Origin of the sequence: Helicobacter cetorum, assembly GCF_900198405.1 — a bacterium.
GTDB lineage: Bacteria > Campylobacterota > Campylobacteria > Campylobacterales > Helicobacteraceae > Helicobacter > Helicobacter cetorum_C.
This window is the reverse complement of record NZ_FZMR01000009.1, coordinates 30,462-46,036: the sequence shown is the minus strand read 5'-3', so window position 1 is coordinate 46,036 and position 15,575 is coordinate 30,462. Positions and strand designations below refer to the sequence as shown.

Below are 15,575 nucleotides of genomic sequence, written 5' to 3'. Positions count from 1 at the left end.
TTAAGTAACAATAAAACCATAAAATCATCAAAGTTCATAAACAAAAAAAAAAAAAACGATTTCATAACACAAAAATGACTTGTATAATAATTGTCTTTATGATAAACAAAGGATAAACAAGTGAAAAACAATAATTTTAAGCTAAAGTCATTTATAGGAGTAGTGAGTATTTTAGTAGCATACAACCTTTATGCTGAAGAAGATGGTTGGTATGCAAGTGTAGGGTATCAAATCGGCGAGAGTCAGCAACAAATAAAAGGATTAAAAAGCTTTGCTGAACCTAAAATCAAAGAATTAGAAAATAGGATTAAAGCCCAAGAAACACCCTTGGGAGATATTCAAAATTCAATCCAAGCCTTAGACCAACAAATCAGTTCTAAACAAGGTGAAATTGACACTAAAAACAAGAATATCAGCGATTTGCAAAATCAAATCAATCAGTATCAAACGGCTATTGATTCTCAAAACAAAGAGATTGCTAATAAGCAAGCAGAAATTGAGTCAATAAAAAATCAAATCACTGGCATTAACGCTCAAATAGAAGACCAAAAGGCAACCATAAGCGCTCAAGAAAATCAAATCCAAAGCCAAAAAACACAAATTGCAGAGCAAGAAAAATTAATTCAAACTCAAACAGCCACAAAAGAACAGCAACAAACCGCACTAAACCAACTTAACGCTGAGATTGAAAAACTACAAAATCAAATCACGGAAAAAGAACAAAATATCGCTCAAAGTCAAAACACTATTGATAATTTGAACGCTCAAATTACTACGCTAAACCAACAAGCCCAAGAGACAAAGGGGAATTTAGTTACGGCCACTGAGGGTATTTTTAGCAATGTGGCACCACAATTTTTTGGTCAAGGGCAGAACTCCATTCAAAACGCTGCCTCAGCGACCTTAACTATGGCACAAAATCTCATTGGTTTTTTAGGGAGTAATGGTAATTTAACAGGTTGGTCTGGTATGGGTCAAGTAGGTTCATCTATTTCAACGACTAAAGGGATTGATATTTTGAGAAAATCTGAGGTTGTTATTCCTGGGTCTACAAGAAAAGGAGGACCTTTTGCAGGGTATGCTATCACTAATAAAGATAATGAAAATATTTTGACCATAGGAAATCGCTCTATTGCTATGCCATTGTTTAACATTTGTAATACAGCTGGGGATTGTCCAATGGATAAAACCAATGCAACCTCTAAACAATTAAATGAAGATAGCACCGTATTAGATGTGGTGGTATCAGCCTTGCAATATCAAGCTGCTTATGCGCCCACTTATGGCTCAAAGAAAAATGTTAATGGTCAATTAGTTTCACATGATTATGTTACACAACAAGAATTAGATAGCCCCAATGGTTTTAGCATGCAAAACGCTCAGTTAGCTAATTCAATGACAGAAGCTGAGTTTAAAAATAAGTTGCCAGACATTATCAATAAAGTGGGTTATGATGCTCAAATCGCTTTAAATTCTGTTAAGGGTGGGGTTGAAATGCTAGGGTTTATGATAAAGGTTGCCAAAGAGGGTGACATGACTGATGAGCAAGCCCAACAAATTCTTTTTAATGATTCTAAAACCACTAATGGCAGTCAAATCCAACAACAGCTTGAGCCATACATTAAACAAGGGTTAGCTAAATTAGCTCAAAGCCCTTTGGATAATGATAATCCTTTATTAAAATTAGCAGAGGCAATGGTTAATACACAAACTAAAATCAATGAAAATAACAGCCAAATTGCGAATGATTTGAATGGAATTGTTAATTTAGATACAAGGGGTAAGGGGAATGGCAATCCCTTTAATCTCAATCAATTTGGTAGCGATAGAAGTTTTAAATCAGTGAGTAGCTACACTGATAAACTAACCGGCGATGAGTATCAAAAATTTGTGGAGGCTACCAATCAAACGCAATCAACTCTCAACGATTTGAAAGGAAAGGTTACAGAAATTAGTTCTAAACAAGAGCAACTCAACACAGAAAAAAGCACCCAACAAGATACGCAAAATAAATTAGTCCAATCCAAAAATGAATTAGACGGCCAATTAAGCGCTCAACAAACCCAACAAGAAACGCTTGCCAATCAAACTCAAGAATTAAACAATAGTATTGACAGACTCAACACACAAAACCAAGAGTTAACCCAAAGCAATGAGAATTTAACCCAACAAAATGAAAAATTAAACCAAAGTAACCAAGAATTAACCCAAAAAACAGCCACTTTAGGAACTAGCGAAGAACAAGCTAGAAAACTTCTTGAGAATCTTAACCAGCAAGTAGCCAGCCAAGATAAACTGCAAGATAAAGCGCAAGCAGAGCAAGATAGCGTGAAAGCAGATAAGGCGCTGATAGTCAAAGCTCAAAACGAACTTCAAAGCACTAAAAACGCTTTAGTGAATCAAGAAAAACAAATCTATCAATCTACAGCTAAAGACAGACAATATTTAAGTGTTTTACAAAAAGCGGCTTCATCTAATTCAAGGATTGCTAATGGGGCGATGAATGGCGTGGGCTTTAACATTGGATATAAGCAATTCTTTACTAAAAAGCGTAATATCGGTATGCGTTATTATGGATTTGTGGATTATAACCATACTTATATCAAAGGGTTGTTATTATCAAGCGCTTCTGATGTGTGGACTTATGGGGTGGGGAGCGATTTTTTGTGGAATTTTATCAATTCAAAAAGCTGGGGCTTAGGGTGTAAAAATTCTAAGGTGTGTGCGAAATGGAATGTAGGAACTTTTAGCGGTATCCAACTAGCTGGCACAACTTGGCTTTCTAATATCAATAATTCTTTAGATTCTTTAATGGGTAAATCTAATTTTAAAAATTCTAATTTCCAATTTTTATTTAATCTTGGTCTTCGCTTGAATGTAGAGGTGGCAAAATCTCAAAGCCATGGCGTTGAATTAGGGGTTAAAATCCCTACGATTAACACTAATTATTACTCTAAGGATAGCACAAGCGTTTCATTACGCCGACTTTATAGCGTGTTTTTAAACTATACTTATGGGTTTTAATAATAGCGATGTTTTTTATTCTTTTATTATTATAGGGTGGAGAGCAAAAAGAGATTTAATAAAATATGAGAGTAGGGGGGGTTAAATCAATTAGCTTAAGTAAGCTCCCCATCTTTTTTAATCTTTTAACTTTAATCTTTTTAACTTCTTCATTATTTTTAAATTTTTAAATTTTCAATATAATCAAGCAAAATTAATAAAGGAATGAAATTGTGCTAACGAGAGAGAGAGAGAGAGTAAAAGGCGTTTTTTATGGTGTTGTAGGGATTTTAGAAAGGATATGGGGGTGAGAGATGAAAGTTCTAAAAGTTAAGGTTATCCGTGATTTGATGGAAAAAAACAAGCGGATTTTTAAAATTCCAGTGTTTCAGCGAGACTATGTTTGGGAAAAAAAGAATGCTGAAGAACTTTTTGATGATGTGATGAGTGCTTTTGACAAGAATAAAGAGCATTTTTTAAGCACGATTGTATATAAACCTATAGAGAGTAGTTCTAGGTTAGAAGAAGCGGTTATTATAGATGGTCAGCAACGCTTAACAACGATTTATATCTTTTTAAAGGCATTGTATGATCTATTGAATGAAAAAAAGTCCAAGAAAAGCGATGATGAAAATAGGGCGTTGAATGATATTAGGGCTTATTTGTATAATACAAATTGTGATAAAGAATTTAAAATCAAATTAAAGCCCATAGATAAGGATAACACACAGCTAGAGTATTTGCTTAATGATGAGTTTAGCAAATTAGACAAAAATGCTAAAATCGTTAAAAATTACGGATTTTTAAAGCAACAATGCAACGCTTATGAAGGGTCATTGCTAGATATTTTAGAGGGGTTAGATAAGCTAAGGGTGGCAGAAATTGTTTTAGAACAAGATGATGACCCACAGCTCATTTTTGAATCGCTTAATTCTAAGGGTCAACCCTTAAGCAAAGCAGATTTGATTAGAAATTTCTTATTTACTGAAGATAACAATCAAGAATATTTATATGAAAAATATTGGATACCTTTAGAAAAAAACACCACAACCAAAGATAGCGAAGGTAAAGAAGAGTTAAAATGCGAGGAATTTTTTAGACTTTTCTTGGTGTCTAAGCATAACCCTAAGGTAGCAAAAAGAAATATTTATAGAGAATTTAAGGGGTATTCTAAAGAAAGATTGCAAAGTAAAGAGCAACTTTTAGAAGAAGTGCGTAGGAATTCTGAATACTATGGGTCATTTTTAGGGGTTAGGAATGATTATAATGCAGAAATCACAGAACTTTTAAGATTTTTTGTTATCGCTAATCAAACCACGCCTTATGCTTATTTTTTATATCTCTTTGAATGTCTTGATAAGGGTGAGCTAGAAGAAAGCGATATAATTAATATCCTAAAATTTTTAAGATTGTATTTATTAATGAGAATTATTTGTAATTTTAAGAGCAACACTTTGCAAAAATTGTTTGTTGCCTTGCAAAAGAGACTTGAAGAGAGGCAAAAAGAGTGTTCTAATCAAAGCGAGCATTATTATACCTACCTTGTGAATTATCTCCAATATGAAGCAAATAAAAAAGATAGAATGCCTAGCAAAGAAGACTTTTTAAAGGCTTTAAATAATTTTGACATGTATAATTCGCAAAAAGACTTGACAAAATATCTTTTTACTAAGCTAGAAAATCACAATAAAAACGATTGGATAGATTTTAGCGATGATGCAAAATACAGCATAGAACATATTTTACCCCAACGCAAGGATAATTTAGCATGGAAAAATGATTTGGGCGTAGAGGAATATAAGGATTGTTATGAAAACTACTTGCATACTCTAGGGAATTTAACCATAATCCATAAAAGTGCTAACTCTGAAATGAGTGATAAAAGTTTTGGTAAGAAAAAAGAGACTTTATTGAACGAGCAAAAATCACGCATAGGTTTGAACGCTTATTTTCAAAAGATTGAGATTTGGAATAAAGAGGCTATTTTAGAGCGTGCAGAAGACTTGGGGGCAAAAATCTTAGACACATTCGCTTACAAGCAAGTTAAAAAGTCTTATGTTTTGCAAAAAGTTTTAGAAACTAATGCAAAAGATTGGCTAACCTTGGAAGACAACTTTGATTGGACGGGGCAAAAATTTGAGTATATTATTTTCTTGGAACAACAAGAATATGTAGATAGTTTCAAAGACTTGTTGGCTAAAACTTTAGGGATTTTATATAGCTTAGATAAGGAAAAATTGCATTATTTAGCGAGTATTGATTACACTTATACTAGAGAGAGGGTGTATCTTTCTTTGAAGAAAGATGTTATCAATACAGAACCTAGAGAATTAAAAGATACCGGTATTTTTTATGAGACTAATCTTAATGCAAATAATATTAGAGATTTTATCAAAAAACTTTTAGGTGAATTTGATATTAACCCACAAGATTTTAAAATCGCATTAAAAAAAAAGAGCTGAGTAACCCTCTTAGTTTTGTTAGCCAACAAGAGGGTTGGGTAAGTTTAGACTCTCAAATTGATTTTACTTATCAAAAGCCTGAGGGTTTTAGTTTTTTGAATCAATACAGAGAAGTTACTTGGTGGTATGAAATGCTTAGAGAAACCTTAAAAATCCTAGCTTGTCATAGTGTGGATTATAAAGAAAGGTTATACGAGTTTGCTAGAGATAACTTTATGATAGGAAGAGTTATTCACTTATCGCTTATTAAAGATAATATTAAATTAAAAGAAAAGCAAGAAATACCAAGCTTGTTTTTAGATAATAAGCGCATTTATTATAAAGATTACAGAAATCATAAGGATAATCTTAGATTTATTAGTGAGTTATTAGAAAAATTTGATATAGAAAAAGAAAACTTTAAAATCAAGTTAAAATAGGGGGTTATAAACCCCCTTATATTGTGCTAAATGGCATTAATTTTTTGGTGCTATAAATTATGAGTGCGTTGTTTAATCCATTGGAGATTTTTAAAAATATTTTAGATTTTGAAAGCGTATCAAGCACGCTATTAGCTTAAGAAACCTATCGCTATTTTTAAATAAGCTGAGACTTTGATAACATTTATTCAGCCCCCGATTTCAATAAGGTTACAATTTCATTTGTGGCCTCATTGGTTTTGCTGGCAAGATTACGCACTTCATCAGCCACTACCGCAAAGCCTCTGCCATGTTCGCCCGCTCGTGCAGCCTCAATAGCGGCATTTAAGGCAAGTAAATTAGTTTGTTTAGAAATATCATTGATTTTATTAATGATTTCTTGGATACCAGAGAGATTTTTCTCTAGCTTTTGTTGGTATTCTTTTTCTTTTTCTTCAAAAAGGACATGGAGCTTGTTTTGAGCATCAATATTAGTGAATACCCCTACAATACGCTTATTGGTTGAGCCATTTTTTTCACTTTTAATGCCTTGAGCTTGGAATTTATAGATTATCTCTTCATTTTCGCCCTTTGGCTTAATTTTAAGCTCAATGGCTCTTGGCTCGCTTGGTGTATTACTTTGAAGATTGTTGATTTCATTTTGGATTTCTTTGAGAGTTTTTAAAAACGCATTTTGCATAGGAATTGACATTGCATTAGTAAGGCTATTTAAATGTTTATCGCTCTCTTTAAGGATTTCTATCATCATGCGTTGGCTAAAAAACACGCTATTATCTTGATGCAACAAATCATCATTGATAAGATTAATATCAAAAATCATGTCTGTGATGAGATTAAACGCTAGGCTAAAACGCTCCATAATATTGCTTAAATCTTTTTCTTGCTTGACTTGCTCATCAATATCATCAAATGAGCCAGAAACAATGATAGGATTATTTTGAGCGTCTCGTTTAGCTACGCACACTGCATGGAAGTGCTTGTAATCGCCATTTTTGCATTGGATACGATAAAAAATATCTATAGAAGATTGGTTAGAGCTTAAAAACGCTCCAAAGCTATTTAAAACTTGGTCTTTTTCGCTAGGGTGGATACGACTTGTTAAAGAGTTTAAAACATTAGGGAAATCTTGCTCGTTAGAAAAGCCTAGTAATTCCCTAAATTTCGCGCTCCATACAAACGGCACATTTTCACTAAAACCCTCTTTTGGCATTATCATATACCATAGCCCACTTCTACTTGCTGAAACCATGGTTTGCTCCACCAAGAGCTGTTGCTCTAATTGGGCGATATTATCGTTTTTTGAATTTATCTCTTCTTTATGGGGTTTTTGTAGGGCGTTAAGATTGGTTTTTAGGCTTTCTGTTAGGCATTTGATGATGTTTTGAGTGTCATTAGTTTCTAAAGAAGAAAGCTCATTGATGAGGTCTTTTAAATTTTGCTCGTTAAGAAAATCAATAGGCTTATCTAAAAAGGAATTTAAGGCGTCTAAATTTCTGGGGGTTTTATTAAAAAAGCTCATTTTACAAACCTTTATCATATAAAGTAAATAAATTTTAAACAATAGATACAACTTAGGAGAATTTTAGCAAATTTTTAGAAAATATTGGTAAGAAATACCGCCTTAAAAGAGCGTTTATTTATAAAGACATGTATTTTTGTGTATAATTTTGACAAAATTTTTTTCAATAAGGATTTTAGGCTTATGGCTAATACAGAATACACCTTTCAAACTGAAATCAACCAGCTTTTGGAATTGATGATTCATTCTTTATATTCTAATAAAGAGATTTTTTTAAGAGAGCTTATTTCTAATGCAAGCGATGCTTTGGATAAGCTCAATTATTTAATGCTAACTGATGAGAAATTAAAAGGTTTGAGCGTAGTTCCTAGCATTCATTTAAGTTTTGATAGCGAGAAAAAGACCTTGACTATTAGAGATAATGGCATAGGCATGGATAAAAACGATTTAATAGAGCATTTAGGCACGATTGCAAAATCAGGCACTAAGAGTTTCTTAAACGCTTTGAGTGGGGATAAGAAAAAAGATAGTGCGTTAATCGGACAATTTGGCGTGGGCTTTTATTCAGCGTTTATGGTGGCTAGTAAAATTGTCGTTCAAACCAAGAAAGCTACTAGCGAGCAAGCTTATGCATGGATTAGTGATGGTAAGGGTAAGTTTGAAATCAATGAATGCGTGAAAGATGAGCAAGGCACAGAAATCACTCTCTTTTTAAAAGATGAAGATGGTAATTTTGCAAGTCGGTGGGAGATTGATAGCATTGTTAAGAAGTATTCTGAACACATTCCTTTTCCTATCTTTTTAACCTATATGGATACGAAATTTGAAGGCGAAGGGGACAATAAAAAAGAAGTAAAAGAAGAAAAGTGCGAGCAAATCAATAAAGCGAGTGCTTTATGGAAAATGAGTAAGAGCGAACTAAAAGATAGTGATTACAAAGAATTTTACAAATCTTTTTCGCATGATAACAGCGAGCCTTTGAGCTATATCCATAATAAAGTGGAAGGTTCTTTAGAATACACCACGCTTTTTTACATTCCTAGCGTTGCACCCTTTGATATGTATAGAGTGGATTATAAAAGTGGGGTTAAACTCTATGTTAAAAGAGTGTTTATCACTGATGATGACAAAGAATTGTTGCCGTCGTATTTGAGATTTGTTAAAGGCGTGATTGATAGCGAAGATTTACCTTTGAATGTAAGCAGAGAAATTTTACAGCAAAACAAGATTTTAGCTAATATCCGTTCTGCTTCAGTTAAAAAGATTTTAAGTGAGATTGAGAGATTAAGCAAGGATAATGAGAATTATCATAAATTTTATGAGCCTTTTGGAAAGGTATTAAAAGAAGGCTTGTATGGGGATTTTGAAAACAAAGACAAGCTATTAGAACTATTGCGTTTTTACTCCAAGGATAAAGAAAAATTGATTTCTTTAAAAGAATATAAAGAGAATTTAAAAGAAAATCAAAAGAGCATTTACTATCTCTTAGGCGAAAATTTGGATTTGTTAAAAGCATCTCCACTCCTAGAAAAATACGCTCAAAAAGGCTATGATGTTTTACTATTGAGCGATGAGATTGACGCCTTTGTAATGCCAAGTGTGAATGAATATGACAAAATTCCTTTTAAAGACGCCAGCCATAGCGAGAGTTTAAAAGAGCTTGGCTTAGAAGAAATCAATGATGAAGTCAAAGCACAATTTAAGGATTTAATGACTGCGTTTGAAGAAAACCTTAAAGATGAGATTAAAGGCGTAGAGCTTTCTAATAATCTCACTTCAGCGGTGGCTCTAATAGGGGATGCTGAAAATGCGATGATGGCAAATTTCATGCGTCAAATGGGTCAAAGCGTGCCTGAAAGTAAGAAGACTTTAGAATTAAACCCAAGCCATGCGATTTTACAAAAGCTTCTAAAATGCGAAGACAAAGAGCAACTTAATACTTTCATTTGGTTGCTTTATGATGGGGCAAAGCTTTTAGAAAAAGGGGCTTTAAAAGACGCTAAAAGCTTTAATGAGCGATTAAATAGCGTTCTGTTAAAGGCGTTGTGATTAGTTTTGAATAAGCAATATCCATAGGTTTAATTATCTGTGGTTTTGCATTTAAAAAAATTAATAAAGTTTGATACATGTTGCTTGGAATTAACGAGATAATAGAAATTTTTTGATTTATTTTAAAATTTATCCCTTAAACTATTGACTTACGCTCCCACTATGGTACGCTTACACCTTTCATTTTTATTAAATGAGGTTATTGTTTGTTAAAAGTAAAATGGCTCATGCTGAAAATACAAGCCACATAACACAAGCTAAAGCACAAAATTTAAATGATATTTTTATAATAAAGATTGTTTTAAGAAATCCTTAAGAAAAATTTGATATAAGAGAGATTTATTTTATCATTTTAAGGAGTAAAATGCTTACGCAAGAAGACATTTTAAACGCATTAAAAACGATTATCTATCCTAATTTTGAAAAGGATATTGTTAGCTTTGGATTTGTCAAAAACATCACTTTACATGAAAATAAGTTAGGGCTTTTAGTAGAAATCCCATCAAGTGCTGAAGAAACGAGTGAGATTTTAAGAGAACATATCTCAAAAGTGATGCAAGAAATCGGTGTTAAGGAAGTGAATTTGGATATTAAAACCCCACCTAAACCTCAAAGCCCAAAGCCTACTACTAAAAATCTAGCTAAAAATATTAAGCATGTAGTTATGGTAAGCTCTGGTAAGGGCGGTGTGGGTAAAAGCACAACGAGTGTGAATTTAAGCATTGCTTTAGCGAACTTGGGTAAAAAGGTAGGGTTATTAGACGCTGATGTTTATGGGCCTAATATTCCTAGAATGATGGGCTTACAAAACGCTGATGTGATGACTGACCCAAGCGGTAAAAAACTCATTCCTTTAAAAGCTTTTGGGGTTTCTGTGATGAGTATGGGGCTTTTATATGATGAAGGGCAGAGTCTCATTTGGCGAGGTCCCATGCTTATGCGAGCGATTGAGCAAATGCTAAGTGATATTATTTGGGGGGATTTAGATGTGCTAGTAGTGGATATGCCCCCAGGCACAGGCGATGCACAGCTCACACTAGCCCAAGCAGTGCCACTAAGTGCAGGAATAACCGTTACGACACCTCAAGTGGTGAGTTTAGATGATGCTAAAAGAAGTTTAGATATGTTTAAGAAATTACACATTCCTATTGCTGGTATTGTAGAAAATATGGGAACATTTGTGTGCGGACATTGCGACAAAGAGAGCGAGATTTTTGGCTCAAATTCTATGAATGAGTTATTAGAAACTTATGATACACAAATTTTAGCTAAGCTCCCACTAGAACCTAAAGTGCGTATTGGTGGGGATAAGGGCGAACCGATTGTTATCTCTCATCCTAATAGCGTGAGTGCTAAGACTTTTGAAAAAATGGCACAAAATGTAAACGCCTTTTTGGACAAAGTAGAGCGTGAAAAATTAGCCGACAATAAGGATATTCAGCCTACACAAACTCAAGGTTGTTCACATTAATCTTTTAAACTAGCATATCTTTCTAAGGTGTGCTAGTGGATTAAAAATTAATTTAACTCTTTTTAATTGTTTTTATTTTAAAATGTCTTTGTTTGTATTGTAATTTTTAATCTCTCTTATTAGGGCTTTGAATGTATAAGCATTTGGCTGTATTTTCTTGTGTTTGTGTGCCTTTAATCTTAAATGCTATGGATACTAAAACGCTCTCTAAGGTGCGAACCACTAAAAAGCGTTTTACAGCATTTCCTAGTAGCTATGAAGATGAACGAGTAAAAAATTTTATAGGAAGTCGCACCATTATTTCTAACAAGCAACTTAAAAAAACGGCAAATCAAAGCATTGAAGAGGCTTTGCAAAATGTGCCGGGCGTGCAGATTAGAAATAATACAGGCACTGGGGTTATGCCTAGTATTTCATTGCGTGGGTTTGGAGGTGGGGGTGCAGGACATTCTAATGCAGGTTTATTTTTGATGAATGGCGTGCCTATCACGCCAGCTCCGTATTCTAAAATCCAGCTTTCAGTTTTTCCTATTACTTTTCAAATGATTGATAGGATTGATGTGATTAAGGGTGGAGCGAGTGTGCAATATGGGCCTAATACTTTTGGAGGGGTGTTTAATTTCATCACTAAGGCGATACCTACTAAATGGGAAAATCAAGCGAGTGAGCGCATTACCTTTTGGGGTAAGTCTAAAAATGGCGGGTTTTATGACCCTAAATCTAAAAATCCCTTGTCTAACAACATGCTTTATAACACTTTTTTAAGAACAGGGGGCATGATAAACAAGCATTTTGGTATCCAAGCGAGTGCGAATTGGATTAAGGGGCAAGGCTTTAGAGATAATTCGCCAACCAATTTGCAAAACTACATGCTAGAAGGTTTGTATCAAATCAATAGCAATAATGTTTTAAAAATGTATTATCAATACTATAATTCATTCGCTAAAAACCCCGGCTCGCTTGCTATCAAAGATTACCAAGAAAATCGTTTTGCTAATTTGCGACCTAATAACGCTCTATCAGGCAATTCCAAACGCTATGGCTTAGAGTATAAAAACACTTTTGGGGATAGCGATAAAATTTATGGGGAGTTTAGTTTCAGCTATTTTACGCATGATATGAGTAGAAACTATGCTTTAGAAAGTAGTTTTATGAGCGTGAATCTAAACCCAAATATTGCCCCCATTTATTCTAAAGATACCAACACGATACTTAATAACGCACGCCGTTATGTAGTGAATGCCTTTGAGCCTAAGCTCAAGCTCTCTATCAATAACACACGCTATATCAAGCAAGATTTAGTCATGGGCTTAAGGTTTATGACAGAAGACACTTATGATACACATGGTTTTAAAACCTTTAAGGGCATGACTAAAGAAATGGGCTCGCCTACAAAATTATTGAATAATTACACCGCATTCTATCTCTCTGATGAGATGAAGTTTTTTGATGAAAAATTAGTGATTGCCCCCGGATTTCGCTACACCTTTTTAAACTATCATTTTGTAGAAAGTAAGGGGAGTAAGAAAACGCATTTTAATCAAATCAATCCGGCTGTCAATATCGCTTACAGACCGATTAAGGGGCTAAATATTTATGCCAATTATATGCGTTCTTACATTCCCCCACAATATAACTTGAATGGCTGGAACACGCATTATTTTCAAATCTTTGATGAATTTGAGGCTGGAGCAAGATACGCTTTAAATGACCTATTAAGTTTTAATGCTAATTATTTTGCTATTTATGCTAATAACTACTATACAGGGCGTTATGCAAGCAGACCTGTAAATGCTCTTTCTCAAGGTGTAGAATTAGAATTATATCTCAAGCCTATTAGAGGGCTTAATATCCATGCATCTTATACTTATATAGACGCTAGAATTACGAATAATCGCTACCATGATGGGCAAGATATTAAGAATAAAAGACTTCCTTTTACCAGCCCTAATCAATTCGTATTAGATGCAAGCTATACTTATAAAGGCACGACTTTTGGCTTAAGCAGTTATTTTTATTCTCGTAGTTATAGCGATATTTTAAACCATGTGCAAGAAAAAACAATTATTTTGCACGAGCATAAAAAGGGCGAGTATGCCGGACTTTTTGAGAACCAAACTTATGGGATTTTGCCATGGTATTGGGTATGGAATATTCAAATTTCTCAGATTTTATGGGAGAGTGGCAGACAGCAAATCACAGCAAGTTTGCAAGTGAATAATCTCTTTAACATGAAATATTATTTTAGGGGTATTGGCACTTCTTGGGGGGGTAGAGAGCCAGCCCCCGGAAGAAGTGTAACCGCATTAGTGAGCTATAATTTTTAAGAGTGTTTACTTGGTACTTAAACGCTCAAACATTGTGCTAATTTTAAAAAGGAGGTATGGGACTAATCGTTTTTTAGGTAATATGGAATTAAGGAATTTAAAAGAGCATTGCTTATCTTTGAATGATAGCAGTTTGGTAGTTTCTTGAACTTCTTTGTAAAATCTATCAAAAAATCTTTTCCAAAAGTTGTTTTGCAAAGAATTTCATGTTATTCTTTTTCATAAGGCATATCTAAAAAGTCCCAAGGTTTGTTGTCATAGGAATGGAGCATACAAGTTTCTGAGATATCTTTATGGTTTAGATAGGGAAGTGCATTGTATTTATAGGGTAATACTATGGTTTTAGAATCACCTAAGAGCATGAAAAATATCTTGTTCAGGATAATTAAGTGATTTGCCTCTAAAAGCGTGTTTCTAGGCTATCTTTATGCCATAAATTTAAATTAGCAATCATAAAACCGCAGTTAAAATAATAGCGACAGAGAATTTTGATTTCTTCAAATGAGATAAAGGTTTTATCGATAGTATCGATTTCTACCGAAACACCATTTTCTTTCCTAAACTGATAAAAGTATTCAGCGGTTTTAAATCTTTAGCACTTAACTCTATAGAGTTATACCATAATAATAATTTTCAATTGGGATAAAAATGCTTCACTAATGTTGCCTAAAAAAATGTATCTATATTAAACATAAGAATTTTTTCGTAATTTGGAAAAAAAAGTGGTTAGTAATAAAACGAGCAAGAATTAATTTTTGAGAATCGTTTTTAAAGCAAATGAACTTAAATTTAAATAAAAGCTCATCGACAGGTTTGCTGGGGGAGTGAGGGGCATTATCAGCTGCTATATTTAAAAATTCTATACTTGAAAAATTATTGAATATATCAAGACTCTTCCGGAGTTTTCTTTCATTTTCAAGGCTTATGCAATCCGACAAAGCACGGAACTTATAAAATAGTGGTACCCCATTTCTTGTTTGGTTTGCACAACTTAACATGGAGTATAAACTTACACTAGCTGGTGCTCGATAGTTATTATCAAACATAACGAAAATAGGGATAGTTTTATAGGAGCATTTATTCGTAAACTTTAATCGTAATAAATATTCTATTATGGTAGGATTATATCCAAATAACATTATCATTACAATCAATTATGATATAATTCAAGGTAAAAACTCAAGGGAACTGCTTATTATGAAAATTAGTGCCAATAAAAATGATTTAGAAAACGCTTTGCGTTACTTGCAAGCTTTTTGTGATAAAAAAGATGCCTCTTCTATTACTTCACATATTTATCTAGAGGCTATAGAAGATAAACTTTTCTTAAAAGCGAGTGATTCAGATATTGGGTTAAAAAGCCATATTCTCACGCAATCTACAGAAGAAGAGGGCGTAGGGACAATTAATGGAAAGAAGTTTTTAGATATTATCTCACGCCTAAAGGACGCTAGTCTTGTTTTAGAGACTAAAGAGGATAGTTTGGTTATCAAGCAAAATAAAAGCTCTTTTAAACTCCCCATGTTTGATGCGAGCGAGTTTCCTGAGTTCCCTACTATAGAGCCAAAAGTTAGCTTAGAAATCAATACCCCTTTTTTAATGGATGCGTTTAAAAAAATTGCTCCTGTTATTGAACAAAATAGCCATAAAAGAGAGCTGACCGGAATTTTAATGCAACTTAATAAAACTCATCAAACCCTTGCTTTGGTTGGAACAGATACAAGACGCCTATCTTATACGCAATTAGAAAATATTTCTATCAACTCAACAGAAGAAACTATTTCTTGCATTTTACCTAAGCGTGCTTTATTAGAAAGCCTTAAGCTTTTTTATGAAAATTTCACTTTCAAAAGCGATGGCATACTAGCTATCATTGAAAATGAAACACACACTTTTTTTACGAAACTTATTGATGGGAATTACCCCGATTATCAAAAAATCCTTCCTAAAGAATATGCATCTTGTTTTACCTTGGATAAAGAAGAATTTAAAGAGAGCATTAAGTTATCTAGTTCTTTAAGCACCAATATTAAGCTCACTTTGGAAAAAAATAATGTTTTATTTGAGTCTTTAGATTCTGAGCATAGTGAAACAGCTAAAACTTCTATTGAGCTTGAGAAGGGTTTAGACCTACAAGACTCTTTTAGTTTGGGTGTAAATGCGAAGTTTTTTCTTGAGGCACTCAATGCTTTAGGAGCAACACAATTTATTTTACAGTGCAATGAATCTTCCGCACCCTTTTTGCTCCAAGAACCCCTTGATGAAAAACAAAGTCATTTGAACGCTAAAATTTCTACTTTAATGATGCCAATCACCCTATAAAGG

At 33.6% G+C, this 15,575-nt stretch carries 9 protein-coding genes; 7 read left to right on the top strand and 2 right to left on the bottom strand.

Annotated features, from left to right (window positions below; genetic code table 11):
• Positions 1-120: 120 nt before the first annotated feature.
• The 3 genes from C6H25_RS09025 (at position 121) to C6H25_RS03690 (ending at position 5,884) form a co-directional block, all read left to right on the top strand.
• On the top strand, positions 121-3,024 hold the full coding sequence (locus C6H25_RS09025) for an outer membrane beta-barrel protein (protein WP_104748121.1): 2,904 nt from the start codon (positions 121-123) through the stop codon (positions 3,022-3,024).
• A 293-nt stretch (positions 3,025-3,317) separates the two neighbouring features.
• On the top strand, positions 3,318-5,465 hold the full coding sequence (locus tag C6H25_RS03695; protein WP_104748120.1) for a DUF262 domain-containing protein: 2,148 nt from the start codon (positions 3,318-3,320) through the stop codon (positions 5,463-5,465).
• Positions 5,466-5,560: 95 nt separating this feature from the next.
• Positions 5,561-5,884 carry a hypothetical protein gene (locus C6H25_RS03690; protein WP_104748119.1) on the top strand — a complete coding sequence of 108 codons (324 nt, stop codon included), beginning with the start codon at positions 5,561-5,563 and terminating at the stop codon, positions 5,882-5,884.
• A gap of 184 nt (positions 5,885-6,068) precedes the next feature.
• Here the strand turns inward: C6H25_RS03690 and C6H25_RS09020 are convergent, their stop codons facing one another.
• Positions 6,069-7,403, bottom strand: coding sequence for a methyl-accepting chemotaxis protein (locus tag C6H25_RS09020; RefSeq protein WP_158653866.1), 1,335 nt, complete (start codon positions 7,401-7,403; stop codon positions 6,069-6,071).
• Between the two features lie 183 nt (positions 7,404-7,586).
• On the opposite strand from C6H25_RS09020, the gene htpG reads away from it, so the two are divergent.
• The 3 genes from htpG (at position 7,587) to C6H25_RS03670 (ending at position 13,250) form a co-directional block, all read left to right on the top strand.
• Complete coding sequence (htpG, locus tag C6H25_RS03680; RefSeq protein ID WP_104748148.1) at positions 7,587-9,452, top strand: molecular chaperone HtpG; 1,866 nt, start codon at positions 7,587-7,589, stop codon at positions 9,450-9,452.
• Positions 9,453-9,816: 364 nt separating this feature from the next.
• Positions 9,817-10,923 (top strand): Mrp/NBP35 family ATP-binding protein, encoded by a 1,107-nt coding sequence (locus C6H25_RS03675; RefSeq protein WP_104748117.1) that lies wholly within the window; start codon positions 9,817-9,819, stop codon positions 10,921-10,923.
• 131 nt (positions 10,924-11,054) lie between these two features.
• A complete protein-coding gene (locus tag C6H25_RS03670; protein WP_104748116.1) occupies positions 11,055-13,250 on the top strand; it encodes a TonB-dependent receptor family protein in 2,196 nt (731 codons plus the stop codon).
• Positions 13,251-13,459: 209 nt separating this feature from the next.
• Here the strand turns inward: C6H25_RS03670 and C6H25_RS08580 are convergent, their stop codons facing one another.
• Entirely contained in the window at positions 13,460-13,612 is a 153-nt protein-coding gene (locus C6H25_RS08580) for a hypothetical protein (protein ID WP_158653865.1), read from the bottom strand.
• A gap of 835 nt (positions 13,613-14,447) precedes the next feature.
• Between C6H25_RS08580 and dnaN the strand changes: the two genes are divergently transcribed.
• Positions 14,448-15,572: a DNA polymerase III subunit beta gene (gene dnaN / locus C6H25_RS03660; protein WP_104748114.1), complete on the top strand. Its 1,125-nt coding sequence runs from the start codon at positions 14,448-14,450 to the stop codon at positions 15,570-15,572.
• The last annotated feature ends 3 nt before the right edge of the window (positions 15,573-15,575 follow it).

Excerpts from the sequence above, each read along its gene's own strand:
- C6H25_RS08580 (WP_158653865.1), bottom strand. The coding sequence starts at position 13,612 with ATGCTCTTAGGTGATTCTAAAACCATAGTATTACCCTATAAATACAAT.
- C6H25_RS03675 (WP_104748117.1), top strand. The coding sequence starts at position 9,817 with ATGCTTACGCAAGAAGACATTTTAAACGCATTAAAAACGATTATCTAT.
- C6H25_RS03670 (WP_104748116.1), top strand. The coding sequence starts at position 11,055 with ATGTATAAGCATTTGGCTGTATTTTCTTGTGTTTGTGTGCCTTTAATC.
- C6H25_RS09020 (WP_158653866.1), bottom strand. The coding sequence starts at position 7,403 with ATGAGCTTTTTTAATAAAACCCCCAGAAATTTAGACGCCTTAAATTCC.
- htpG (WP_104748148.1), top strand. The coding sequence starts at position 7,587 with ATGGCTAATACAGAATACACCTTTCAAACTGAAATCAACCAGCTTTTG.
- C6H25_RS03695 (WP_104748120.1), top strand. The coding sequence starts at position 3,318 with ATGAAAGTTCTAAAAGTTAAGGTTATCCGTGATTTGATGGAAAAAAAC.
- dnaN (WP_104748114.1), top strand. The coding sequence starts at position 14,448 with ATGAAAATTAGTGCCAATAAAAATGATTTAGAAAACGCTTTGCGTTAC.